The sequence below is a fragment of the Streptomyces sp. NPDC004629 genome, from assembly GCF_042873595.1.
In the GTDB taxonomy this organism is placed as follows: Bacteria; Actinomycetota; Actinomycetes; order Streptomycetales; family Streptomycetaceae; genus Streptomyces.
The window spans coordinates 57,094-81,607 of sequence record NZ_JBIALO010000038.1 but is presented as its reverse complement, the minus strand read 5'-3'; the positions used below and the strand labels follow the sequence as shown (position 1 = coordinate 81,607).

The 24,514-nt window shown below is 72.4% G+C and carries 15 protein-coding genes and 1 pseudogene; 6 read left to right on the top strand and 10 right to left on the bottom strand.

Going from position 1 to position 24,514, the window contains the following annotated elements; genetic code table 11:
• Nucleotides 1-254: 254 nt before the first annotated feature.
• The gene (locus ACFYTE_RS37075) at nucleotides 255-1,694 is read right to left on the bottom strand and encodes a recombinase family protein (protein WP_388720313.1); all 1,440 of its coding nucleotides are present in this window, start codon (nucleotides 1,692-1,694) and stop codon (nucleotides 255-257) included.
• Nucleotides 1,695-1,841: 147 nt separating this feature from the next.
• Here ACFYTE_RS37075 and ACFYTE_RS37070 point away from each other — a divergent pair.
• Nucleotides 1,842-2,513 (top strand): annotated as a pseudogene (locus ACFYTE_RS37070) (XRE family transcriptional regulator); the annotation flags it as partial.
• A gap of 556 nt (nucleotides 2,514-3,069) precedes the next feature.
• Here the strand turns inward: ACFYTE_RS37070 and ACFYTE_RS37065 are convergent.
• Nucleotides 3,070-4,545, bottom strand: coding sequence for an MFS transporter (locus ACFYTE_RS37065; RefSeq protein WP_388720310.1), 1,476 nt, complete (start codon nucleotides 4,543-4,545; stop codon nucleotides 3,070-3,072).
• 118 nt (nucleotides 4,546-4,663) lie between these two features.
• On the opposite strand from ACFYTE_RS37065, the gene dusB reads away from it, so the two are divergent.
• Both dusB and ACFYTE_RS37055 read left to right on the top strand, forming a co-directional pair.
• Nucleotides 4,664-5,845, top strand: coding sequence for a tRNA dihydrouridine synthase DusB (gene dusB, locus ACFYTE_RS37060; protein WP_388720307.1), 1,182 nt, complete (start codon nucleotides 4,664-4,666; stop codon nucleotides 5,843-5,845).
• A 43-nt stretch (nucleotides 5,846-5,888) separates the two neighbouring features.
• Nucleotides 5,889-6,416, top strand: coding sequence for a hypothetical protein (locus tag ACFYTE_RS37055; protein WP_388720304.1), 528 nt, complete (start codon nucleotides 5,889-5,891; stop codon nucleotides 6,414-6,416).
• An 81-nt stretch (nucleotides 6,417-6,497) separates the two neighbouring features.
• Here the strand turns inward: ACFYTE_RS37055 and ACFYTE_RS37050 are convergent, their stop codons facing one another.
• The 3 genes from ACFYTE_RS37050 to ACFYTE_RS37040 form a co-directional block, all read right to left on the bottom strand.
• Nucleotides 6,498-8,117, bottom strand: coding sequence for a CDP-alcohol phosphatidyltransferase (locus ACFYTE_RS37050; RefSeq protein WP_388720324.1), 1,620 nt, complete (start codon nucleotides 8,115-8,117; stop codon nucleotides 6,498-6,500).
• A gap of 818 nt (nucleotides 8,118-8,935) precedes the next feature.
• Nucleotides 8,936-10,873, bottom strand: coding sequence for a glycogen debranching N-terminal domain-containing protein (locus ACFYTE_RS37045; protein WP_388720301.1), 1,938 nt, complete (start codon nucleotides 10,871-10,873; stop codon nucleotides 8,936-8,938).
• Entirely contained in the window at nucleotides 10,870-12,258 is a 1,389-nt protein-coding gene (locus ACFYTE_RS37040; protein WP_388720298.1) for a hypothetical protein, read from the bottom strand. The genes ACFYTE_RS37045 and ACFYTE_RS37040 overlap by 4 nt, the downstream gene beginning before the upstream one ends.
• A 120-nt stretch (nucleotides 12,259-12,378) precedes the next feature.
• Between ACFYTE_RS37040 and ACFYTE_RS37035 the strand changes: the two genes are divergently transcribed.
• Both ACFYTE_RS37035 and ppdK read left to right on the top strand, forming a co-directional pair.
• Nucleotides 12,379-13,575, top strand: a complete 1,197-nt coding sequence (locus ACFYTE_RS37035) for an ROK family protein (RefSeq protein ID WP_388720295.1) — start codon at nucleotides 12,379-12,381, stop codon at nucleotides 13,573-13,575.
• Between the two features lie 789 nt (nucleotides 13,576-14,364).
• Nucleotides 14,365-17,112 (top strand): pyruvate, phosphate dikinase, encoded by a 2,748-nt coding sequence (ppdK, locus tag ACFYTE_RS37030; RefSeq protein ID WP_388720292.1) that lies wholly within the window; start codon nucleotides 14,365-14,367, stop codon nucleotides 17,110-17,112.
• A 433-nt stretch (nucleotides 17,113-17,545) separates the two neighbouring features.
• Here the strand turns inward: ppdK and nirD are convergent, their stop codons facing one another.
• Genes nirD through ACFYTE_RS37015 form a run of 3 tightly spaced genes read right to left on the bottom strand, consistent with a single transcriptional unit; the run spans nucleotide 17,546 to nucleotide 21,749 of the window.
• Nucleotides 17,546-17,896 (bottom strand): nitrite reductase small subunit NirD, encoded by a 351-nt coding sequence (nirD, locus tag ACFYTE_RS37025; RefSeq protein WP_388720289.1) that lies wholly within the window; start codon nucleotides 17,894-17,896, stop codon nucleotides 17,546-17,548.
• Nucleotides 17,893-20,532: a nitrite reductase large subunit NirB gene (gene nirB / locus ACFYTE_RS37020; protein ID WP_388720286.1), complete on the bottom strand. Its 2,640-nt coding sequence runs from the start codon at nucleotides 20,530-20,532 to the stop codon at nucleotides 17,893-17,895. The genes nirD and nirB overlap by 4 nt, the downstream gene beginning before the upstream one ends.
• Complete coding sequence (locus tag ACFYTE_RS37015; RefSeq protein ID WP_388720283.1) at nucleotides 20,532-21,749, bottom strand: NAD(P)/FAD-dependent oxidoreductase; 1,218 nt, start codon at nucleotides 21,747-21,749, stop codon at nucleotides 20,532-20,534. The genes nirB and ACFYTE_RS37015 overlap by 1 nt, the downstream gene beginning before the upstream one ends.
• Before the next feature lie 402 nt (nucleotides 21,750-22,151).
• Between ACFYTE_RS37015 and ACFYTE_RS37010 the strand changes: the two genes are divergently transcribed.
• A complete protein-coding gene (locus tag ACFYTE_RS37010; RefSeq protein WP_388720280.1) occupies nucleotides 22,152-22,934 on the top strand; it encodes a sulfite exporter TauE/SafE family protein in 783 nt (260 codons plus the stop codon).
• A gap of 30 nt (nucleotides 22,935-22,964) precedes the next feature.
• Here ACFYTE_RS37010 and ACFYTE_RS37005 read toward each other — a convergent pair whose 3' ends face one another.
• Together ACFYTE_RS37005 and ACFYTE_RS37000 are read right to left on the bottom strand one after the other, a co-directional pair.
• Nucleotides 22,965-23,582 carry a class F sortase gene (locus ACFYTE_RS37005; protein ID WP_388720277.1) on the bottom strand — a complete coding sequence of 206 codons (618 nt, stop codon included), beginning with the start codon at nucleotides 23,580-23,582 and terminating at the stop codon, nucleotides 22,965-22,967.
• Between the two features lie 146 nt (nucleotides 23,583-23,728).
• Nucleotides 23,729-24,295: a hypothetical protein gene (locus ACFYTE_RS37000; RefSeq protein ID WP_388720275.1), complete on the bottom strand. Its 567-nt coding sequence runs from the start codon at nucleotides 24,293-24,295 to the stop codon at nucleotides 23,729-23,731.
• Nucleotides 24,296-24,514 lie beyond the last annotated feature (219 nt).

The following is a 24,514-nucleotide window of genomic DNA, read 5'->3' as shown; positions in this document are numbered from 1 at the left end:
GGCGGTCCCACAGCTCATCCGACACGATCCACGGCGATGTCCCCACACCGGAACGAACGGTCAACTCCCGCCCCGGACACGGCCATCGGCTCCGACCCACCTCTTTGTGTTAGCTGCTGTAAGCGCCATAAGTTACCCACGAGTAACACGTGGAGGGCGGTCACCTCGTGAATCGCTGAGCGGCCTCGTGCGCGGGCAGCAGAAAGCCCGGCAAGGAAATCCCTGACGGGCTTCCCGTAGACGCTCAGGAGGGCTCAGGCGGCCTCTGCGTACTCCTCCGGGATCTCCTCGCGCGTTCCCCATGCCAACGCCACACGGCCCGTGGCGGGGGCATCAGCGGCCGGGTACACGGTCACGCTCAGCCCCTTGTCAGCGAGTAGGCCGCGCTCTTCGTCGCTGCCGTCGGCAACCTCCGCCCATACCTCGCGCAGCGGCGTGTCCGTCTCCGTCCATGTCTCGGTCACCTCGGGGTCATGCTCGGCCGTCAGGCGGGCGTGCGTGGCCTCAACCTCGGTGAGCTGAGCCGTCAGGGTCTCCAGTGCGGGGCCGTCCACCATGCCGACAGCCCTTGTGATCCGCTCACGCTTGGCCGCCAAGTCGGCAAGCTCCCCGCTGTGGTCGATGCCACCCGAGTAGGTCACGGTGTACAGCGGCTCATGCCCAAACTCCTCGGCGAACGCGCCCCGAACCAGCGGCTCTATGCGGTCCGCCATGATCGAGCCGTGCCCGTTCTCGCACTTGTAGAGCGGGCGCTTGCGGGACGACAGTCCGCCGTTCATCTTGCAGCCGCGCGAGCAACGGACCATACCGGCCAGCGGCGGGGCGTCCCGGCGTTCGGCGCGCTCCCCGGCCTCAAGCTCCTTCAACCGGTCCTTGACCCGCTTGGCTGTCGCAGCGTCGATGACCTCGGGGCCGTACTGGACGGGCGTCACGCCGTCCGCCTCGGTCACAAGGTCGCCCTTGTACTCACGCCAGCCACGCAGCACCACGCCGCGAAGCAGCTTGCGCCACTGGGCACGGCCGACCGGCAAGGGTTCCGCCGTGGCAGCGAGAGACCCGCCCTTGCCTCCGGCCAACAGCGCGTCCACCTGCTTGCGGCAAAGCGCGAACGCCTCGGGGTCCTCGGCCAAGTACGCCTTACCGTCGCGCCGCTCAACCCGGTACGGCCACGGGGCCTTGCCGGAGACCCAGCGGCCTTGCGTACGGCGCTCCTCGTGGGCGGCCTCGCTGCGCTCCGTGATCATGCCGAGTTCCCCCGCCGCAACAGCAGCGATGATCTGCGCGACCAGCCGCCCCGTACCCGACGTGTCGGCGCTGTCCAAGAGGCCGTCCGAGGTGACCAGCCGAACGCCGTTCGCGTCGGCCCACTTCATGAGCTTTTCGAACTCGGCCACGCTGCGGGCGAACCGGTCCAGCTTCCACGCGATGACCACGGCCGGACGGTCCGCCATGATCCGGACCATGCCCTTGCGTGACTCCAGCGCAGAGCCACCCGATACGCCGTCGTCAACGTAGGCGTTCGCCACAGCGGCAGCGATCGTCTCCGCATCGAACCCCAGCGCCTCGGCCTTGAGACGGCAGGCGCGAAGCTGCACGTCCAGCGAAGACGACTCATCAGAGGAACGGGACAGGCGCAGGCTGAACGCAAGCTCAGGGCGGATAGGGGCGGCGGAAGTGCGGTTCGGGAGGGGCATACCTTTCCCGAGCGAGTTTGTTACGTGCCCCCGAAGGACGATTCGAGGACTCTCCGGTGCGCTGACCTGCAAAGACGTAGCCATTCCGACTCCAGGGAACGGCCTAGAACTGTGACCCAAGTCATGTCCTAGGCGGTGAACTGTTCCCTGGAGCAGGCCCGAGCCATCCAGGTCTCCGTCCAGGTCCTCGACGCGCTCGCCCGCACCCTGCTGCTCGACGCCGGTGAGCGCGCCCATCTCTTCCAGCTCGCCGGCGCGGTCGACCCGACGCCCGCCGCGAGCTGCCCGAGCATCACCCCGGCGCTGCGCGAGATGCTGCGCCGGCTGGAGCCCGTGCCCGCCTGCATCCAGAACAGCCGGTACGACATCCTCGCCTACAACCGCATCTACGCCCGCCTCATGGGCGACCTGGACGCGGTGCCGCCCGAGGACCGCAACTGCATACTCCTCGTCTACACCGACCCCGGCTGGCGCTCCACGATCGTCCACCTCGACGAGACCATGCGGCTGATGGCCGCCAGGCTGCGGGCCGCGATGGCCGGGCACCTGGGCGAGCCCGCCTGGAAGCTGCTGGTCAAACGGCTGATGGCGGAGTCCGCGGAGTTCCGTGAGCACTGGGAGCGGTACGAGGTCGTCAGCAGCCGCAACAAGACCAAGCAGTTCCTCAACCCACACGTCGGCCTGCTCACCCTCGACCACACAGACCTGTGGCTGGCCCCCCAGCCCGGCCCCCGCATGGTCACATACACACCAAAAGACGAACAAGCCCGATCCCGCCTGGAGACCCTGCACAAACTGCCCCACCCGACCCCCACCTGACCACAAAGAACCAACCAGCGCGCTCAACCACAACGGCGCCGCAGCCTATGGATGCCTGTTGCCCCCGGAGGGGGGCGCGGGGAACGGCGCGCTCAGCCACGACGGCGCGGCAGTCAACGGACGGCAGGTGCCCCCGGAGGGGGGCGCGGGGAACGGCGCGCTCAGCCACGACGGCGCGGCAGTCAACGGACGGCAGTTGCCCCCGGAGGGCGGCGCGGGGAACGGCGCGCTCAGCCACGACGGCGCGGCAGTCAACGGACGGCAGTTGCCCCCGAAGGGGCGCGGGGAACGGCGCGCTCAGCCACGACGGCGCGGCAGTCAACGGCCGGCAGTTGCCCCCGGAGGGCGGCGCGGGGAACGGCGCGCTCAGCCACGACGGCGCCGCAGCCTATGGACGGGCTGTTGCCCCCGGAGGGGGGCGCGGGGAACGGCGCGCTCAACCACGACGGCGGGTCAGCCGACAGACGGCACTTGCAACGGACGGCACTTGCAACGGACGGCACTTGCAACGGACGGCACTTGCAACGGACGGCTGATCCCCCGGAGGGACCCGCGATCAACCACGCCCCGGCAGCCGACCAACGCCCGCAGAAGCCCCGCCCACCAAGCGGAGCGCCCCCGCCGACTCCAGCCGCGCAGCAGTCCGCTCCGCGGTCCCCCGCGCCCAGCGCCCACTGGTCAGCGCACCGAGGACAAGCACCGCGCCCCCGCACACGGTGAGGATCCACCAGCCCGGCCGCGCCGCGTCGACGAAGGCCGGTGCGAACGCGGACGCGCCGACGCCGGCCGCGAGTACGGACCCGATCACCGCGACCCCGAGCGTCTGCCCGAGCTGTCGGCTGGTGGAGGCGACGGCCGCGGCGACCCCGGCCTGGGCCCGCGGCATGCCCGAGACCGCGGTGTTGGTGATCGGCGCGTTCACGAAGCCGAAGCCGATGCCGAACAGGACGTATCCGGCGAGCCGGGTGAGGTCCGAGGTCTCCGCGTCGAACGCGGCGAACAGCACACTGCCCGCGGTCATCGCGACGCCCGCGATCAGCAGCGGCAGCCGCGGCCCCCGGCTGCCGACGAGCCGCCCGGAGAGCGGCGCGCACAGGAAGGTGGGCGCCGCCATGGGCAGCATCCACAGGCCGGCGTGCAGGGCGTCAAGGCCGCGCACGCTCTGTAGGTACAGGGTGGACAGGAACAGGAAGCCGCCCAGCGCGGCGAACGCGCTGATCGCGATGACCGTGGCCCCGCTGAACGGCGCGGAACGGAAGAACCGCAGGTCGATGAGGGGTTCGGGGCGCCGAGGCTCGTACCGCAGCAGGCCCAGCAGCGCGATCAGGGCGATGGCGGCGAAGGGCAGTACCGTGCCGGCGTCCGAGTGGGGAGCCTCGATGATGGCGTAGGTCAGCGCGCCGAACAGGGCGATCACCAGCAGTTGGCCGACCGGGTCGGGGCGGCGGGGGTGGGGGGCGCGGGACTCGGGGATGTAGCGCAGGGTGAGCAGCAGGGCGGTGAGGCCGATCGGGATGTTGATCCAGAAGATCGCGCGCCAGTCGACGGCTTCCACCAGCAGGCCGCCGACGAGAGGTCCCGCGGCCATGGATATGCCGACCACGGCGCCCCAGGCGCCGATGGCGCGGGCGCGTTCACGTGGGTCGGTGAAGGTGTTGGTGATGATCGACATGGCGACCGGGTTGAGCATCGAACCGCCGACCGCCTGGACCATGCGGAAGGCGACCAGCGACTCCAGGTTCGGTGCGAGGGAGCACAGCAGTGAGCCGGCGGTGAACACCACGAGGCCCGCCATGAAGACCCGTTTGCGGCCGATCCGGTCGGCGGTGGAGCCGGCCAGCATCAGCAGCGAGGCCAGCACCAGCGTGTATGCGTCGATGGTCCACTGGAGACCCGAGGTGGTGGTGTGCAGTTCGCGCTGCATGGACGGCAGGGCGACGTTCAGGACCGTGTTGTCCAGGCTCACGATCAGCAGACTCATACAGCAGATCGCCAGGACCAGCGAACGTCGGTGGGGGCTGAGCTGATGCATGGGTTCCATCGTACGCTCGTATCGATAGTGTGTCTAACTAATGACTGGTACATGGGTCACGGTCCCGGTTATCCACAGGCACGGACGAGCACCCGCCGGAATACGGGACAATGGGGCCATGCCCACGCCGTCGACCACCCCCGTGTCCCCCCTGCGGATCGGCCCGCACACGGTGCAGCCGCCCGTCGTGCTCGCCCCCATGGCCGGGATCACCAACGCGCCCTTCCGCACGCTGTGCCGGTCCTTCGCCGAAGGCGGCTCGACGGCGGGAGCGGGCGGCCTCAAGGGACTGTTCGTGAGCGAGATGATCACGACCCGGGCGCTGGTCGAACGCAACGAGAAGACCATGCAGCTGATCCACTTCGACGCGACGGAGAAGCCGCGCTCGATCCAGCTGTACGGCGTCGACCCGGCCACCGTCGGCAAGGCCGTCCGCATGATCGCCGAGGAGGACCTGGCCGACCACATCGACCTGAACTTCGGCTGCCCGGTGCCCAAGGTGACGCGCAAGGGCGGCGGCTCGGCCCTGCCGTACAAGCGCAACCTGCTGCGGGCGATCCTGCGGGAGGCGGTCGCCGGCGCGGGCGACCTGCCGGTGACCATGAAGATGCGCAAGGGCATCGACGACGACCACCTCACCTACCTCGACGCCGGACGGATCGCGGTCGAGGAGGGCGTCACCGCCATCGCGCTGCACGGCCGCACCGCCGCCCAGCACTACGGCGGCACGGCGGACTGGGCGGCCATCGCCCGGCTCAAGGAGCATGTGCCGGAGATCCCGGTGCTCGGCAACGGCGACATCTGGTCGGCCCAGGACGCGCTGCGGATGGTGCGCGAGACCGGCTGCGACGGGGTGGTCGTGGGGCGCGGCTGCCTCGGCCGGCCGTGGCTGTTCGCGGACCTGGTCGCGGCCTTCCAGGGGCGTACGCAGGACATCATGCGGCCGACCCTGCGCGAGGTCGCCGACGTCATGGTCCGGCATGCGGGCCTGCTCGGCGAGTGGATCGGCGACGAGGCGCGGGGCGTGATCGACTTCCGCAAGCATGTCGCCTGGTACCTCAAGGGCTTCGCGGTCGGCTCGGAGATGCGCAAGCGCCTGGCGATCACCTCGTCCCTCGCCGAACTCCGGGCCGGCCTGGCCGAACTGGACCTCGACCAGCCCTGGCCCGCCGGTGCCGACGGTCCCCGCGGCCGTACCTCGGGCAACAACCGGGTGGTCCTGCCGGACGGCTGGCTGACGGACCCGTACGACTGCGCGGGCGTCACCGGTGACGCCGAACTGGACACCTCGGGCGGCTGACCCCCTCTCGACAGCCCCGCCCGCCCGTCCGACACTGGGCGGCGTGGGGGACAGCGCGGTGTGGGTCGCGGCACTGACCGGCGCCACGGCCGTGGTGGCGAGCTGGGTGACCAACCTCGGCAACGTCCGGGCGGCCAGGGCGCAGGCGCAGGCATCGGCGGCGGCCGAACGGGCGGGACGGGTACGGGAGTCACGGCGGGCCGCCTATCTGGAGCTGATGGCGCGGGCCCACGACATGAGCGAGCTGTACCGCAAGGTGGTGGACGCGCGGTTCCAACTCGGCGACGGCGACGCCTACCTGGCCCGGGTCCAGGAACTGCGGCGGTCCGTGCGTGAGGCGTACGACCCCCTGATGCACTGTGTACGGACCGTCGCCCTGGAGGGCCCCGCCGGGGCGGCCTCGGCGGCGCGGACGTTGCTGGGCGCGGCGACCGAGGTCAGCCGGTCCCTGTGGCAGGTGGCGCGGGGCGAGCCCGAGGCCCGGGCCCGCTTCGAGACGGCCCGGGAGTCCTACGCGGTCTGTCTTGAGCGGTTCGTCGACGCGGCGCGCGCGGCGATGGAGGCGTCCTGAGGCAGGCCGGCCCGGGGGTGCCCCTACAGGCAGGCCCGGCGGGGTGCCCCGACAGGCCGGCCCTGCTTCGGGAGGGGGCGGTCAGTTCGTCTTCGGGTGGGGTGTCGAGCCGTACGCCGTCAGGAAGCGGTCGCGGAAGGCGCTCATCTTCCAGACGGGGGCGTCGTGCGCCGGGCGCAGTCCATCGGTCCAGCCCCAACTCGCGATCCGGTCGAGGACCTTGGGGTCCTTGGCGACGACGGAGATCGGCACGTCACGACTGGCGTGGTTGCCGCTGACCCGGGCGATGGGCTGGTGGTCGCCGAGGAAGACCAGCACCGTGTCGTCGGTGCCGTAGCGCTCCAGCCACTGGGTCAGGGCGGTCACCGAGTACTGGATCGACTTGCCGTACTCCTCACGGGACCGCGTGGTGTCGGCGATGACGTCGGCCGGCCTGCTGCCCGCAGCCTCGATGTCCCGGAAGACCGAGCCGTCCCCGATCCGGTCCCAGTCGACCAGCTTCGGGGTCGGCGCCCAGGGCTGGTGGCTGGAGGTCAGGATGATCTCCGACATCAGCGGCTTGTCGCGGTGCTTGCCGTGCACCCGCTGCTGGAACTGTTCCAGCGCGTACTGGTCGGGCATCGTCGACCAGCTGAACTTCGGCCCCCGGTAGCCCAGTTGGAAGGCGTTGTAGACCTTGTCCAGACCGTAGTAGCGCTGCTCGGGCCAGCCCTTCTGCACGCCCGGCATGACGCCGACCGTGTCCCACGCGCCGGTCTTCTGGAAGGCCCTGGTGAGACTGAGGTGGTCGCTGGCCATGACGGTGCGGTAGCGCTGCTGGCTGTTGATCCACAGGCCCGACATGGTGGTGGAGTGGCCGAGCCAGCTGCTGCCGCCGTACGTCGCCGAGGTCAGCCAGCCGCTCTTCGCGTGGAAGCCGGCCTCGGCCAGGGCCGTGGTGTTCGCGGTGAGGGACTTGTCGACGCCGGGCGCCATGATCGGGTCCTCGAACGCGCTGCGGCCGTAGCTCTCGACGAACGTGAAGATCACGTCCTTGCCGCGCAGATCGGTCAGCAACTGGTCGGGCGGCGTGTTCCCGAAGGCGTCCGACCTGGCCACCTTCTGGAACTCCGCTTCGTCCCTGAGGGTGTCCGCCACCCGGCGGGCCTGGATCTGCACGGCCGTGGCGGTACGGTCCGCGGCGATCGGCACCCCGGATATCTGCAGGCCGAAGGCGGTGCAGGTGATCCAGGCGACGCCGGCGATCAGGGCGCCCCTGGTGGCCCGGCCGCCGTGCCGGGCCAGCAGGTTGGCCAGACGGATCGTGGCCAGAGTGAGCAGCACGAACAGCAGGAGGACCAGGACGACGACGCCGGCCGTGGCGGCGAGGGTGGCGGTGCGGCCGAGGGAGTCCTCCAGGTATGCCTCGGCGTCGGTGAGCAGGCTCCAGTCGAGGACGAGGTTGAAGCTGCGGCCGAGGTACTGGTTGAAGCCCATGTCGAGGAGGTTCAGCACGGTCAGCGCGGCGAGCGCGGCACCGGCCAGCCCAGCGAGCGCCATGCGCGGCCTGCGCGGCAGCGCCAGGGCCAGGGCGGCGCCGATGACCGCTTCGCCCGGTATCCGCAGGAACTTCACGGGCCCGAGCCCGACGACGGTGTTCGGCAACACCAGGGCCCCGACCACCAGCACACCGCAGACCAGGCTCACCCCGACAGACACCACCCGCGCCGCACGGGGATGCACCCCCCGCCCCCAACGCGAAAAGGCCCCCCCGGCCCCACCCGCACCCACCGCCTCACCCTCGGCGCTGGCCTGCCCGTCCCGTTCTTCGCCCTCGGGCCGGTTTCCGGCGGGGGCCTCGGTCTCTTCGCCCCCGGCCACGGCCTTAGCTTCGGTCCGAGCCGTGGGTTTGCCCCCGGTCCTTGCTTCGCCCTCGGGCCTGCCTTCGGCGGGGGGCCTGGGCTTGTCCCCGACCTGCCAGCCCTGCGCTTCGGCCTCGGGCCGGCCTTCGGCGGGGGTGTCGATCTCGTCCCCGCCCACCGACTCACCCTCGGCGCCGGCCCGGTCTTCGGTCTCGGGCCGGTCTTCGACAGAGGTCTCGGCCCCGCCCCCGCCCGTCGACTCGCTTTCGGCTTCGGCCTGCCCGCCTCGGTCTTTGCTCTGGGGCCGGCCTTCGGCAGGGGACTCGGCTCCGCCCCCGCCCGTCGATTCGGCCCCGGCCCCGGATTCGGTCCGGCGCTTGGTTTGGGTGGCGGTTGCGGTCCCGGCGGCTGGCTTGGACTCGGTTCCTATCTGGCCGGTTCGGGGCTCGGGCTCCGGGGGTCCGGAGGTTGCCGGTGCGTGGGGTGTGCTCGTGTGCTGGGGCAACCCGGGGGTCCTTTCGCGCGCGGCCCGTGCTGGGCGGCGGGCCACGCTGGGGAGGCTGGGCTGGGCCGGGAGTTCCCGGCCCGCCTGGCCCGCCGCCATCCCGTACGGCTCTGCGCCCGCTCCCGTTCACGGCACTCGGCAAACACCGGGCAAACACCCCGTCAACCCGTCGGCTATGCCCCGCCCACCGCGGTGAGCAGGGCCAACGGCGCCGCCGCCGACCGTGATTCCCGTACGCAGGCGTGCGGGTGGGGGACCGGCTCCGGGTGGCGGTCCCGGCCGTACCCCGCGAGCACTTCCGGCAGCCGGTGACCGGTCGCGGTGGCCGCGTCGACCAGGGCGTGGGCGACCGTGCGGGCCTCGTCGTGCAGGCCGTAGCGGGCCAGGCCCAGGGCGATCAGCGCGTTGTCGTGCGGCCAGACCGACCCGCGATGGTAGGACAGCGGATGGTAGGCGGACTGGCCGGAGGCCAGCGTGCGGACCCCCCAGCCGGAGAAGAAGTCCGGTTCCAGGAGCCTGCGCCCCACCTGCTCGCCGTACTCCTTGTCCAGCAGCCCGGACCACAGCAGGTGCCCGGCGTCCGAGGCCAGCGCATCCACCGGCCGGCCCTCGCCGTCCAGCGCGAGGGCCGGGAAGGAGCGCTCCCGCATCCAGAAGTCCCGCTGGAACCGGTCCCGCAGATCGGCCGCCGCCTGTTCGAGCAGGGCCGCGTACGTCTCGTCCTGCCACACCGTGCGCGCGACCCACGCCGTGCGGCGCAGCGCGTCGTACGCGTAGCCCTGGGCCCCCGCCGCCAGCACCGGCCCGCTCGGGCGGGTGCCGTCGGCCGAGCAGACGGCGCCGGGGGAGTCCTTCCAGTTCTGGTTGGCGAGCCCGCCCCGGTCGGCGCGGTAGACGAGGTAGCCGCGCGAGGTCAGTCCGCCGTGGTCCAGCATCCAGCCGATCGCCGCTCGCGCGTACGGCTCCAGACGGTGGGCCATGGCCGTGTCGCCGGTCCGCTCGACGTACGCGCCGAGCAGCACGAGGAACAGCGGTGTCGCGTCCACCGAGCCGTAGTAGCGGCCGTAGGGCACCTGCCCGAAGTGCGCCAGCTCGCCGTGCCGCACCTCGTGCACGATCTTGCCGGGCTGGGCCACCGAGGCCGGTGTGGTCCCCGTCGCCTGGGTGGCCGCGAGCGCGGGCAGCGTGGCGGCGGCCAGCCGGGGACGGTAGGGGAGGGCGAACAGGGCGGTCAGCAGGGCGTCCCGGCCGAGCAGGGTCAGGAACCAGGGGGCGCCCGCGGCCGGCACCCGCAGTTCCTCGCCGTCAGGACCGGTCGCCGGCACCTGGAGCACGGCGAGGTCGGCGAGTCCCCGCGCGCAGGCCGCCGCCAGCTCGGGCCAGCCGGTCGGGAAGGCCACGCCCTCCACGAACTCGCCTTCCAGAGCGAGAAGTTGATCGTTCACGGCAGCCGGGGAGCGCGGCACGCGCCGCGCGCGTCTCTCGCCGTGCGGGCGGGCCAGCACACGCAGCACCAGGTCCGCCGTGCCGTGCGGTGCCAGGCCCAGGGTCCACACCAGGCGGCGGGCGCCGGTGCCGGTCTCCTCGACGCCGTCCGGCGCCGGGTCCGCCGTGACGGTCGTACCGGACCGCCACTCGCCGCGCCGGTAGGTGAACTCCACGCCGTCGTCGAGCACGTGCCGGGAGCGCACCGCGCCGGTCTTGTGGTAGGTGCGGTGGTCGGGGCGCAGTTCGAACTGGTCGGTGAAGTCGGCGTCCGCGGTGATCGCCAGCCGTACCGTGGTCGGCACCGGGCGGTTGCTGGTGACCTGGAGCGATTCCACGAACGAGCCGTCGCCGACCGCCTGTTCCCGGAAGAGGGTGTACGCGGGCGGCTCCTGCCGGCCGCCGCGCGGGACGAGCACACAGCGCGCCCCGTCGCCGTCCGCGACCGGGCTGAGCGCTTCGGGCACCGCCCCGTCCAGGGTGAGCTGCCAGCGGCTGAGGTGCCGGGCGTCGCGGACGAACAACCCGTCCGGCAGCGAGCCGCCCCGGACGCCGCTGATGTCGCCGCCGTCACCCACGGCGGCGAACGTCGTGCCGTGCACGAGCAGGTGCTGCCGGTCCGTCATCCCCGGTCCTCTCCCTCGTCTCCCTCGTCACTCCTGAGCAGATCGAGCGTGAGCGCGGCGGTCCAGCTGAAGCCGAGCGCGCCACAGGGCTCACCGGTGTACGGGTCGACGTACTCGGCGAACCCGGTCGCGTCGGCCGTGTCCAGCAGCGCCGCCCGCAGCGCGTCGGCCCGCGCCCGCCCGCCGTGCGCCCGCAGCCCGCGCTCCAGCAGCCAGCCGGTGTTGAACCAGGCCGGGCCGCGCCAGTAGCGGTGCGGGTCGAAGGCCGCGCCGAGGAGGTCGTAGCTCGGGACCAGGCGGGTGGCGGCGCCGAGCCCGAAGTGCGGACCGGTGAGGGTGCGCACCAGCGTCGCGGCGACGTCCGGCGGCAGGCCGGGCAGCAGCAGCGGGATCAGCCCGGAGACGCCGCGCTCCGGGATCAGCTCCTCGCCGCGCACGTCCCGGCAGAAGAACATGCCGCGCGCCGGGTCCCACAGCCGCTCCACCAGGGCGGCCGTCAGGCGCTCCGCGCGGGCGTGCCGCGCCGTGCCGGCCGCGCCCAGTTCCTCGGCGATCCGGGCCAGCGCGTGCTCGGAGGCCGCGAGCAGCGCGTTGAACGCCGGGTCCTCGACCGCGAACTCTCCCGGCCCGTCGGCGTACGCGCCGTCGCGGTAGTCGGCCGCCAGCCGCACATACCGCCCGTAGTCCAGGTCGGTCGGCCGGTCCTCGGGCGCGCCGTGGGCGAGGTCGGCGCGGCGGAAGGAGCGGGCCGGGGCGGGCGTGATCCGGGCGAGCGGGGCGTCCCAGCAGGGGCTGTTGTCCATGCCCTGTTCCCAGGGGTGCACGATGGACGCGAGGCCGCCGCCGCCCAGGTCCCGCCGGTGCAGCAGATAGCGGTGCCAGGCGGCGAGCCGCGGGTAGACCCGGGCGAGGAATCCGCGGGCCCGGGACAGCCCGGGGTCGGCGCGGTGCACCAGCCAGGCCGCCAGCGCGTGTACCGGTGGCTGCACGATGCCGGAGGTCTGTACGGTGCGCGGGGCGCCCGCGGTGCGCCCCGCGGTCGAGGAGCGCCAGAAGTCCGGGCTCGGGAAGTAGGCGTCGAGCGGTACGGAGGGGTTGAAGACGATGTGCGGGACGCGCCCGTCCGCCCACTGGGCGGCCAGCAGCGTCTCCAGCTCCGTCTGGGCCCGTAACGGCGAGAGGTGCCGCAGGCCGATCGCGATGAACGCCGAGTCCCAGGACCACTGGTGCGGATACAGCCGGGGCGAGGGCACGGTGGACAGGCCGGTCCAGTTGCCCTCCAGCACCCGCGCGGCTCTGACGTGCAGCGACCCGGTCGCGGGCGGTGGATCGTATACGAGCTGGTGCTCCGTGCGGTGGGCGGTGAGCTGGGCAGTGCGATCCACTCGGGGCTCCCCGAAGACGTCCGGCCGGCCTGGTTCGGCTGTAGCCACCTTAGGGTTACGTCTACTTAACATGCAAAACTCACTATGTAATGCAGGCTTGAGAAACACAAGGGGGTGCGCATGACGGGACGCAGCCAGGCCAGCGCCGGGGATCTGCTCGAACTGGTGCGCAGCGGGCGCGCGATCACGCGCGGCGCCCTCCAGCAGGCCACCGGACTGTCCCGGGCCACCGTCGGCCAGCGCCTCGACCGGCTGTTCCGCGCGGGCTGGCTGCGCGAGGGGGCCGGCGGCCCGGTCGACTCGCCGCTCGGCGGGCGGCCCTCCATCACCCTGGAGTTCGACGACTCGCACGCGGTGGTCCTCGCCGCCGACCTGGACACCCGGCACGCCCGCGCCGCCGTCCTCTCGCTCACCGGCGACCTGCTCGCCGAGCGGGCCGGCACCCTGGTCATCGAGGACGGACCCGAGTCCGTCCTGGGCGAACTGGGCGGCTGGTTCGCCGACCTGCTGGCCGAGGCCGGGCACCGGGCGGCCGAGGTGTGCGGCATAGGGGTCGCCGTGCCGGGCCCGGTGGACCGGGTGACCGGCCGCGTGGTGCAGCCGCCGATCATGCCCGGCTGGGACGGCTACGACATCAGGGGCCGCCTCTCCCGCGCCTTCACCGAGCACACCGGCGCGCCGGCGGTGCCGGTGCTCGTGGACAACGACGCAAACCTCATGGCGTACGGCGAACAGCGCACCGGACACCCGGACTGCTCGGCTTTCGTCCTCGTCAAGGTGTCCACCGGTATCGGCGCCGGGGTCGTGGTGGGCGGCTCGATCTACCGGGGCATCGACGGCGGCGCCGGGGACATCGGGCACATCCGGGTGGGCGCGGACGCGCTGTGCCGGTGCGGCTCGTACGGCTGCCTGGCGGCCGTCGCCAGCGGTGGCGCCGTGGCCCGGCGGCTGACCGAGGCCGGGGTGCCCGCGGCCTCCGGCTCCGACGTGCGGGGCCTGCTCGCCGCCGGGCATCCGGAGGCGACCGCGCTGGCCCGGGATGCGGGGCGCCGGGTCGGGGACGTGCTGGCGACGGTCGTCACGCTGCTCAACCCGGGTGTGCTGATGATCGCCGGGGACCTGGCCGGGACGGCCTTCCTCACCGGCGTCCGCGAACTGCTGTACCAGCGGGCGCTGCCGCGCTCCACCGCGCACCTGGAGGTCGTCACCTCGCGGCTGGGTGAGCGGGCCGGGCTGATCGGTGCGGGGGCGCTGGTCGTGGAGCACCTGTACGCGCCGGACCGGGTGGAGGAGCGGTTGGTGGTGCTGGGGGTGTGACGGGCGCTGCCGCGGGCTGAGCGGTTCTTTGGGGTGCGGCGTTGTTGTGGTTGGTTGCGGAGTTCCCCGCGCCTCCCTTCGGGGACTTCTGCCGTCTGTTGGGTGCGGCGCCGTCGTGGTTTTGCGCAGTTCCCCGCGCCCCCCTTCGGGGGACTTCTGCCGTCTGTTGGGTGCGGGTCCGTTGTGGTTGGTTGCGCAGTTCCCCGCGCCCCTGTGGGGCTGCCTGTCGTGTGTTGGGTGCGGCGTCGTTGTGGTTGGTTGCGCAGTTCCCCGCGCCCCTGTGGGGCTGCCTGTCGTGTGTTGGGTGCGGCGCCGTCGTGGCTGGGCGCGCAGTTCCCCGCGCCCCCTTCGGGGACTTCTGCCGTCCTTTGGCTGTCGCGTCGTTGCCCCGCGGCCCTTTGGGGGGTCGTCCGCATGGTGAAATTTGGTTGGCTGTGGCAGCGTGATTCTCGCCACCCTTGATAAGGGTTGCGCTCAGATGAGCGGATCATGGACGGCTGCACTTCTCCAAGGGGTGGCACTCGGTGCCACCCCTTGATCGTTCATCGGACGAAATCAGACGTGCCGTGACCCGCTCGTATGAGCAGGATGCGAGGCGCGTAGGCCCTCCATCCGTTCAAGAAGTGAAAACATCGGCTGCCTGATGCTTGCCCATCCTTGACTTTCGATCCAGTGGCGGACGGCTGGTTACGGGCGTATGACGCGCGAGTGGACGTACCCAGGTGCCTTCGATCTGGGTATGTTCCTCGCCGTCAGGGCAGCCACCGCGGCCTCAAGGAGTCGAGTCCCGTGTCGGAAAACAAAGATCCTCAGGTACCCGCGTCGGGCGAAAGCGTTGAGAGCGTGAAGTTCGTCTATGACTTCACCGAGGGAAACAAGGACCTCAAGGACCTCCTGGGTGGCAAGGGTGCGAACCTCGCCGAGATGACCAATCTGGGCCTTCCGGTCCCCCCGGGCTTCACCATCACCACCGAGGCCTGCAAGGTCTACCTCGACAGCGGCGAGGAGCCGGCGGCACTGCGTGACGAGGTGAGTGCGCACCTCGAAGCCCTCGAAGCGACCATGGGCAAGAAGCTCGGGCAGGCCGACAACCCCCTCCTCGTGTCGGTCCGTTCCGGGGCGAAGTTCTCGATGCCGGGCATGATGGACACCGTCCTGAACATCGGCCTGTCCGACGAGTCCGTGCGGGGTCTCGCGGAGCAGGCCGGCGACGAGCGGTTCGCCTGGGACTCCTACCGGCGGCTCATCCAGATGTTCGGCAAGACCGTCCTCGGCATCGACGGCGACCACTTCGAGGACGCCCTCGACAAGGCCAAGGAGGCCAAGCAGGTCACGGTCGACACCGAGCTTGCCGCGGCGGACCTGAAGAAGGTCGTCAGCACCTTCAAGAAGATCGTCAAGAAGGAGGCGGGCCGCGACTTCCCGCAGGACCCGCGCGAGCAGATGGACCTTGCCATCAAGGCGGTCTTCGAGTCCTGGAACGGCGACCGGGCCAGACTCTACCGCCGTCAGGAGCGCATCCCGCACGACCTCGGCACCGCCGTCAACATCTGCTCCATGGTCTTCGGCAACCTCGGCCCCGACTCCGGCACCGGAGTCGCCTTCACCCGCGACCCGGCCAGCGGCCACCAGGGCGTCTACGGCGACTACCTGCAGAACGCGCAGGGCGAGGACGTCGTAGCGGGCATCCGCAACACCGTGGCCCTGGCCGAGCTGGAGAACATCGACAAGCCGTCGTACGACCGGCTCCTGCAGATCATGGAGATCCTGGAGAACCACTACAAGGATCTCTGCGACATCGAGTTCACCATCGAACGCGGCCAGCTGTGGATGCTGCAGACCCGCGTCGGCAAGCGCACCGCCGGCGCCGCCTTCCGTATCGCCACCCAGCTGGTGGACCAGGGCCTGATCGACGAGACCGAGGCGCTGCAGCGGGTCACCGGCGCCCAGCTCGCCCAGCTGATGTTCCCGCGGTTCGACGAGCACGCCAAGACCGAGCAGGTCGGCCGGGGCATCGCCGCCTCGCCGGGCGCCGCGGTCGGCAAGGCGGTCTTCGACTCCTACACCGCGGTCAAGTGGTCCCGCTCGGGCGAGAAGGTCATCCTCGTCCGCCGCGAGACCAACCCCGACGACCTGGACGGCATGATCGCGGCCGAGGGCATCCTGACCTCCCGCGGCGGCAAGACGTCGCACGCGGCCGTGGTCGCCCGCGGCATGGGCAAGACCTGTGTCTGCGGCGCGGAGGACCTGGAGGTCGACACCAAGCGGCGCCGGATGACGGTGCCTGGCGGGCATGTCGTCGAGGAGGGCGACGTGATCTCCATCGACGGCTCCAGCGGCAAGGTGTACCTGGGCGAGGTCCCGGTGGTCCCGTCCCCGGTCGTGGAGTACTTCGAGGGCCGGATGCACGCGGGCGCCGACGAAGCCGACGAACTGGTCGAGGCCGTGCACCGGATCATGGCGTTCGCCGACCGCAAGCGCCGGCTGCGGGTGCGCGCCAACGCCGACAACGCGGAGGACGCGCTGCGGGCGCGGCGCTTCGGCGCCCAGGGCATCGGCCTGTGCCGCACCGAGCACATGTTCCTCGGCGACCGGCGCGAGCTGGTGGAGCGGCTGATCCTGGCCGACACGGAGGCGGAGCGCGAGGAGTCGCTGAAACAGCTCCTGCCGCTCCAGAAGCGGGACTTCGTCGAGCTGTTCGAGGCGATGGACGGGTTGCCGGTGACGGTCCGGCTGCTCGACCCGCCGCTGCACGAGTTCCTGCCCGACATCACCGAACTGTCGGTGCGCGTGGCGCTCGCGGAGTCCCGGCAGGAGCCGCACGAGAACGAACTGCGGCTGCTCCAGGCGGTGCACCGGCTGCATGAGCAGAACCCCATGCTGGGGCTGCGCGGCGTCCGCCTCGGCCTGGTCATCCCCGGCCTGTTCAGCATGCAGGTGCGGGCGATCGCCGAGGCCGCGGCCGAACGCCGGAACGCCAAGGGCGACCCGCGCGCCGAGATCATGATCCCGCTCGTCGGCACCGTCCAGGAGCTGGAGATCGTCCGCGAGGAGGCCGACCGGGTCATCGCCGAGGTGGAGCAGGCGACCGGCACCGGGCTGAAGCTGGCGATCGGCACCATGATCGAACTTCCCCGTGCCGCGCTGACCGCGGCCCAGATCGCCGAGGCCGCGGAGTTCTTCTCCTTCGGCACCAACGACCTCACCCAGACGGTGTGGGGCTTCAGCCGCGACGACGTCGAGGCGTCCTTCTTCACCGCCTACCTGGAGAAGGGCATCTTCGGCGTCAGCCCGTTCGAGACCATCGACAAGGACGGCGTCGGCTCCCTGGTGCAGTCGGCGGCGAAGGCGGGCCGCGCCACCCGCCCGGACCTGAAGCTAGGCGTGTGCGGCGAGCACGGCGGCGACCCGGAGTCGGTCCACTTCTTCCACGAGGTGGGCCTGGACTACGTCTCCTGCTCTCCGTTCCGTATCCCGGTCGCCCGGCTGGAGGCCGGCCGCGCCGCCACCCAGTCGGCGGGCAGCGACCACCGCTGACCACAGCCCGCGGGACGGCGGCCCTCGCCGCCCCGCCCCGGCCCCGGAGCCGCCGACGGTCCCCGACCCTCACCGATCGACGGCGGCTCCGGCCCACCAGAGGGAGGGGCGGCACCCTTGTGCGGGGGTGCCGCCCCTTCCGGGTTACGTGCGGAACGGGCCCCGCACCTCGTAGGTGATTCCCGCGGACGAGGAGCCGCTGGTGCCGCGGTCACCGCGCCCGGCCCCCGGTCCGTCACCGTGCCGGCCCTCGGTCCGTCATCGCGCCCGGCCCCGCCGTCATCGCGCCCGGCCCCCGGTCCGTGACTGTGCCCGGCGCCGGTCCGTCACCGCGCCCGAGGCCTCGTCCGTTACCGCGCCCGGCCCCCGGTCCGTCACCGCGCCCGGCCCTTGGCCCGTCACCGCGCCGGGGACCCCGTCCGGCCCCCGTCTCTCAGCTCGCCCGGACCTCGTACGTCGTCAGCCGTACCGACGTGTCGTCCAGGCACTGCCCGGAGGCCAGGTCGAAGCGCTGCTTCAGCAGCGGGGAGGCGACGAAGGGGCGCCCCTCGTGGGTGCCGGTCAGACCGCGGGAGAGGACGGCCGCGCCGCCGAACGGATCACGGTTGTCGATGCCGTACAGCCGGCCCGCCCGGTCGCGGAAGACGGCCACCTGGCGGCCGTCGGGCAGCAGCGCCGCCACCCCGCGGCCCGGGGTGAGCAGGCTGATGTCGCAGACCGTGAACCAGCCCTCCTCCAGCCGCAGTTGGATCCTCAGATCGGTCGTCTCCGGTGCCAGGGTCATCGCGGGGAGCTTCCTTCCAGGGCGTCTTCCAGTGCCGGTGTGCGCCGCATGCCGACGGTCAGCAGCGGCAGATCGGGCTTGATCTGGTCGCGTTCGGGGACGAAGCCGACGACCGGGTCGGGGGTGTCCGGGGCGTTCACGAAGGACACGAACCGGGCCAGCTTCTCCGGGTTGTTGATCGTCTCCGCCCATTCGTCGCGGTAGTGCGCCACGTGGGCCGCCATCAGGGACTCCAGTTCCGCGCAGATGCCGAGCGAGTCGTGCACGACCACGTCCCGTACGTGGTCCAGGCCGCCCGGGATCCGGTCGAGCCACACGCTGGTGCGCTCCAGGCGGTCGGCCGTGCGGATGTAGAACATCAGGAAACGGTCGATCAGCCGGATCAGTTCGGCGTCGCTCAGGTCCTGCGCCAGCAGGTCCGCGTGGCGCGGGGTCGCGCCGCCGTTGCCGCCGACGTAGAGGTTCCAGCCGCCCGCGGTGGCGATGACGCCGAAGTCCTTCGACTGGGCCTCGGCGCATTCGCGGGCGCACCCGGACACCGCGGACTTCAGCTTGTGCGGCGAGCGCAGCCCCCGGTAGCGCAGCTCCAGATCGATCGCCATGCGGACGGAGTCCTGGACGCCGTAGCGGCACCAGGTCCGGCCCACACAGGACTTCACCGTGCGCAGCGCCTTGCCGTAGGCGTGCCCGGACTCGAAGCCGGCGTCCACCAACCGGGTCCAGATCAGCGGCAGTTGCTCGACACGCGCGCCGAACATGTCGATGCGCTGACCGCCGGTGATCTTCGTGTAGAGGCCGAAGTCGCGGGCGATCTCGCCGATCACGATCAGCTTCTCCGGGGTGATCTCACCGCCGGGGATGCGCGGCACGACCGAGTACGAGCCGTTCTTCTGGAGGTTGGCGAGGAAGTGGTCGTTGGTGTCCTGGAGCGCCGCCTGCTCGCCGTCCAGCACATAGCCGTCCGCGCCGATGCTGGGCGCGAGGGAGGCGAGGATCGAGGCGACCGTGGGCTTGCAGGTCTCGCAGCCGTCGCCGCCCCGGGCCGCTTCGCGGCCGTAGCGGTCCAGCAGATCCCGGTAGGAGGTGATGCGCAGCGCGAGGACGATCTCGTACAGTTCCTCCCGGGTCCGGGCGAAGCAGCCGCACAGGCCCTTGTCGACCTCGACGCCGCTCGCCTCCAGCTCGGCGGTGACCAGCTGGCCGAGCACTTTGACGCAGCTGCCGCAGCCCGTACCGGCCCGGGTGCACTTCTTCACCTCGGCCACGCTGGTGCAGGAGTGCTCGGTCACCGCGCCGCGGATCGTGCCCTTGGTGACGTTGTGGCAGGAGCAGATCACCGCCTCGTCGGGCAGCGCGGCCGGGCCGAGCACGGCCGGGGCCGCCGCGTCGGCCGGCAGCACCAGACGCTCCGGCGGGACGGGCGGGACCGTGCCGGTCAGCGCGCGCAGCGTGCCGTACGCCTCCGCGTCGCCGACCAGGATCCCGCCGAGCAGCGTGCCGTCGCGGCCGACGACCAGCTTCTTGTACAGCCCGGACCGGGAGTCGGAGTAGACGACGTCCAGGCAGTCCGCGGCCGTGCCGTGCGCGTCGCCGAAGGAGGCCACGTCCACGCCGAGCAGCTTCAGCTTGGTCGACAGGTCGGCGCCGGTGAACGCCGGGTGCTCCGACTCGTCCTCGGCGATGGCGGCGGCGGCCGTCGTCGCCTGTTCGTAGCCCGGCGCGACCAGGCCGTACACCCGGCCGTCGACGGCCTGCGCACATTCGCCGATCGCGAACACCCGCCGGTCGGTGACGGTGCGGCACCGCTCGTCCACGGTGATCCCGCCGCGCTCGCCGACCGCGAGGCCCGCGTCCCGGGCGAGCTGGTCGCGGGGGCGCACACCGGCGCTGAACACCACCAGGTCCGTGGCGAGTTCGGAGCCGTCGGACAGTCTCATGCCGGTGACGGCGCCGTCCGCGCCGACGACGATCTCCTGCGTGCCCACGCCGGTGTGCACGGCCAGACCCATGTCCTCGATGGTGCGCAGCAGCGCGGCGCCGCCGCCCTCGTCGACCTGCACCGGCATCAGCCGCGGCGCGAACTCCACGATGTGGCTGGTGAGCCCGAGGCCCTTGAGCGCGCCCGCGGCCTCCAGGCCGAGCAGCCCGCCGCCCACCACGGCACCCGTCGTCGCCCGGGACGTCGCGTACTCCTCGATCGCGAGCAGGTCCTCGATGGTGCGGTAGACGAAGCAGCCCTCGGCGTCCTTGCCCGGGACGGGCGGGACGAACGGGTAGGAGCCGGTGGCCAGGACGAGGACGTCGTAGCCGACCGTCAGTCCGGAGCGGGCCGTGACCGTGCGGGCCGCCCGGTCGATGCCCTGCGCCGGGTCGCCCACGTGCAGTTCGATGCCGTGGCCGGTGATGAACTCCATGTCGGTCAGGGACAGTTCCTCTGGTGTACACCCCGAGAAGTACGAGGTGAGCCGGACCCGGTCGTAGGCCGGACGCGGCTCTTCGCACAGCACGACCACGCGGTGCGTGGCGGTCAGGCCGCGCTCGGCGAGCGCTTCGAGGAAGCGCTGGCCGACCATGCCGTGGCCGACGAGCACGATCGTGGGGCGGGTGCGGTCCCCAACGGGTGCGGTCGTGGACATCAGGAGCCTCCGTCGTTGGTGAGCAGATGGAGCAGCGGGCCGTCGTCGGGGAGCGGCTCTGCTCCCTCCCAGGCGCGGGCGAGCGCGCCGACGGTGCCGAGTTCGCCGACCAGGACCCCGCCGACCAGGCGGTCGTCGCGGACGACGACCTTGCGGTAGGTGCCGCGGGTGGCGTCGGCGAGCTGTACGACGTCGTCGCCGGGGCGCGGCTTGGTCTCGCCGAACGCGGCGAGGTCGAAGGGCGAGCCGTCTCCGGCCAGGGTGAGCCGGGTCAGCGAACGGGTGCCGGTGTACTTCGAGCCGGGCCTTCCGGTGAGCAACCCGGCCAGCGCGTCGGCCTGTTCGAGGGCAGGGGCGGCCAGCCCGTACACCGTGCCGGCGTGCTGGACGCAGTCGCCGACCGCGCGGATGTGCGGGTCGGAGGTGCGCAGTTCGTCGTCGACGAGGATGCCCCGGTGGACGGCGAGACCCGCGTCCGCGGCGAGCCCCACGCGCGGGCGTACCCCGCAGGCGAGGACCACGAGATCGGTGTCCAGGGCGTACCCGTCGGCCAGTTCGACCGAGCGGACCGCGCCGCCGGCCGAGCGCACGTCCCGCACCCGGCACTCGGTGTGCACCTCGACGCCCAGGTCCGTCAGATGGCGCAGCACGAGCCGCGAGGCGTTCGGGTCGAGCTGGCGCTCCATGAGCCGTTCGGCCTGCTGGGCGAGGACCACCTGGGCGCCGCGCACGGCGAGCGCACGGGCCGCCGACACGCCGAGCAGCCCGCCGCCGACGACGACCGCGCGCACGCCCGGCCGCAGCGCCTTGGCCAGGCCCAGGCAGTCGTCCATGGTGCGGAACGCGTGGACGCCCTCGGGCAGTTCGTGCCCGCCCGCCCCGAACAGGCCGCGCAGCGGCGGCAGGACGGGGTTGGAGCCGGTGGCCAGGACGAGGGTGTCGTATGCGATCGCCGAGCCGTCCGCGCAGCGCACCAGTCGCGCGGCGCGGTCGATGCCGGTGACCCGGGCGCGCACGAGACGCGCGGGCGCCGGCAGGGCGATCACCTCGGGGTCGTAGCGGCCGGCCAGCACCTCGGCGAGCAGGACCCGGTTGTACGGGCGGTGCTCCTCCTCGCCGACGAGCAGCGCGGAGGCGCCCAGCTCGGTGAGCCGACGGGCGAGCCGTTCGCCCGCGAGGCCGGCGCCGATCACCACCACACGCGTGTCCGAGGTCATGCAACGCAGCGTGCGACGCGGACGTTACCCGGCGGCATCCCCCCTGTTTCCCCCGAGGAACGCTGCCCTCAACCCCACCACACCACCACTGTGAGGAACCGGGCGCCCCTGGTCTGCGCCCCGTCAGGGGCGCGGGGAACTGCGCGAAGAACCCCGACGCTGCCGCACCTACCCGACGGCCGGTGCCCCCCGTCAGGGGCGCGGGGAACTGCGCGAGGAACCCCAACGCTGCCGCACCCGAAAGACGGCCGGTGCGCCCGTTAGGGGCGCGGGGAACTGCGCAACAAACCACAAACGCTGCCGCACCCGAAAGCCGACCACCGCCCCCCGCCGGGAGGCGCTGGCTCAGATGTAGCTCAGGTATGTGGACCGTGCACCTACCCCCTCCGTAGGGTCGCGATCATGCCCGACATAGCACCGACCGTCCTCGTCCTGCTCTGCCTGGCCGCCCTCGCGGCCGGCTGGATCGACGCGGTGGTGGGCGGCGGCGGCCTCCTGCTGCTCCCGGCGCTCCTGCTCGGCCTGCCCGCAGGCACCCCGGCGGCCACCGCGCTCGGCACCAACAAGGCGGTCGCCATCGTCGGCACCACGGGCGCGGCGGTGACCTACGCCCGCCGGGCACCCGTGGACGTGCGCACCGCCGTACGCATCGGTCTCGCCGCGCTCGCGGGCTCCTCGGCCGGGGCGTTCTTCGCGGCCGGGATGAGCACCGACGTGCTCAAGCCGGTGATCATGGTGGTGCTGCTCGCCGTCGCGGCCTTCGTGATCCTGCGCCCGGCCTTCGGCAGCGCGCCGGCCCCCGGCCCCGCCTCCCGCCGCCGGATCCTCGCGGCCATCGGCCTGGCCGGCCTCGGCATCGGCTTCTACGACGGCCTGGTCGGACCGGGCACCGGCACCTTCCTCGTCCTCGCCCTGACCGCGGTCCTCCACCTCGACCTGGTCACCGCCTCCGCCACCGCCAAGATCGTCAACTGCTGCACCAACGCGGGCGCGCTCGTCACGTTCGCCTGGCAGGGGGCCGTGTTGTGGCGGGTCGCCGTGCTGTTGGCGGTGTTCAACCTGGCAGGCGGCATGCTGGGTGCCCGTACGGCTTTGAAACGGGGGAGTGGTTTTGTCCGGGTGGTGCTGCTGACCGTGGTGTTCGCGCTGGTGGCGAATCTGGCGTACCAGCAGTGGCTGGCGTAGGCAGTCGGGTGCCCGTCGGCCGCGGGCGGCTCAGCGGCTGCCGGTCAGATGGGCGAAGACGACCACGTTGCCCTGGTAGCCGGTGGCCTTCGAGTAGCCGCCGCCGCAGGTGATGACGCGTAGCTCCGGTCGCTCGGCGGCGCCGTACACCGTGTCGTCGGGAAAGTCGCTCGCCCGGTACACCTCGACCGCGTCCACGGTGAACACCGCCACGCTGCCGTCCCGCCGGTCCAGTTCCACGGTGGCGCCCCGCTTCACCGCGCCGAGGGCGTAGAAGACAGCGGGGCCCTCGGAGTTGTCGACGTGTCCGGCGACGATCGCGGTGCCCTTCTCACCGGGTGCGGTGCCGGCCTCGTACCAGCCGGCCAGGTTCTTGTTGCCGGTCGGCGGCGCGTCGAGGCTGCCGGACGGCGTCAGGCCGAGGCCCGTCATCGGGGCGTCGACCCGGATCGAGGGGATGCGGATCCGGGTGGGCGGGGACGGCGGCAGCGCGGGCGCCGAGAGCCGCTCCTCGGCCGGATCCGGGCGGCTCTCCGCGGTGGTGGGCTGCGGCGGCGCGGACAGCTGGGCGGTGCCCAGCAGCCAGACGCCGGAGCCGAAGGCGACCACGGTGACCGCGGCTATCGCGGTGTCCCCGATCCTGCGCATACGAACCTCCCGGCCTCCCGGAGCCCCGGGCCTCCCGGAACCCCCGGGAACGGAACCCCGTACCCCCCTCCGGGCCGCGAGGGGCGTCGGACCCGGAGGGGGAGGGGATGTGCGGTACCGGCGGACGGACAGCGGAGGGTGGTCCGTCAGATCCCGTCGCCTCTCGCCCGGCGATGCAGGAGCCAGGTACCGCCCGCGGCGGCGACAGCCAGGGCCGCCACGCCTGCCGCGGTCTGCACGGGGTCGGAGCCGAGCGCGCCGCCGACCCCCGTCTTCACGCTTCCGTGCGGTTGCACCTGCCCGTGCGCACCGGACAGCGTCACCATGAGATCGCCCGTCACCTGCCGGTCGCCGTCGGCGCACCGGGCGACGATCTCGTACGTCCCCGGCTGCGCGCTCGGCGGCACCCGGAACTGGCCGATCGCGTCGCCCTCGTGGGAGCTGGGCGCCAGGGTGAAGGTGCCGGCGCCGACCGCGGTGGCGTCGCCCGCCGCGGTGCCGCCGCACGCCTTGGTGTTCACGGTGACCTGCCCGCCCGGAATCGCGGTGGACGGGTACACCTCCAGGGTGCCGGCCGCCGCCGCGGCGCCCGGCGCGCCGCGCGGGTGGGCCGCCGCGTCGGTGGGGCGGGCACCGTGGGCGGGCGTGGTGGCGAGACCCGCTGCCGCGACGGCGAGCGCGGTACCGGTCAGCGTGCGGGCTGTGCGTCGCATCGTGCTCCCTCGCCTCCCAGGGGTCACGACCCGCGGCACCTCCTGTGCCGCCGAGTCGGTCGCGTCCCTGCCCTACCGAGGGAAAGCCCGCGCGGCCCGCCCCGCTCCCTGAAACCCCGTCAGAACTGCGGTGAACGGGTGTCGTCCGGGCCGTGAGCGCCCCCCGCCGGGACCGACGTTCCGGCAGGTCAAGGGCGTGCGCCGCGCCACACCGAAAGA

Bases quoted from the DNA above. Each gene is read 5' to 3' on its own strand.
- ACFYTE_RS37075 (WP_388720313.1), bottom strand. From the start codon at position 1,694: ATGCCCCTCCCGAACCGCACTTCCGCCGCCCCTATCCGCCCTGAGCTT.
- ACFYTE_RS37065 (WP_388720310.1), bottom strand. From the start codon at position 4,545: ATGCATCAGCTCAGCCCCCACCGACGTTCGCTGGTCCTGGCGATCTGC.
- dusB (WP_388720307.1), top strand. From the start codon at position 4,664: ATGCCCACGCCGTCGACCACCCCCGTGTCCCCCCTGCGGATCGGCCCG.
- ACFYTE_RS37045 (WP_388720301.1), bottom strand. From the start codon at position 10,873: ATGACGGACCGGCAGCACCTGCTCGTGCACGGCACGACGTTCGCCGCC.
- ACFYTE_RS37035 (WP_388720295.1), top strand. From the start codon at position 12,379: ATGACGGGACGCAGCCAGGCCAGCGCCGGGGATCTGCTCGAACTGGTG.
- nirD (WP_388720289.1), bottom strand. From the start codon at position 17,896: ATGACCCTGGCACCGGAGACGACCGATCTGAGGATCCAACTGCGGCTG.
- nirB (WP_388720286.1), bottom strand. From the start codon at position 20,532: ATGTCCACGACCGCACCCGTTGGGGACCGCACCCGCCCCACGATCGTG.
- ACFYTE_RS37015 (WP_388720283.1), bottom strand. From the start codon at position 21,749: ATGACCTCGGACACGCGTGTGGTGGTGATCGGCGCCGGCCTCGCGGGC.
- ACFYTE_RS37010 (WP_388720280.1), top strand. From the start codon at position 22,152: ATGCCCGACATAGCACCGACCGTCCTCGTCCTGCTCTGCCTGGCCGCC.
- ACFYTE_RS37005 (WP_388720277.1), bottom strand. From the start codon at position 23,582: ATGCGCAGGATCGGGGACACCGCGATAGCCGCGGTCACCGTGGTCGCC.
- ACFYTE_RS37000 (WP_388720275.1), bottom strand. From the start codon at position 24,295: ATGCGACGCACAGCCCGCACGCTGACCGGTACCGCGCTCGCCGTCGCG.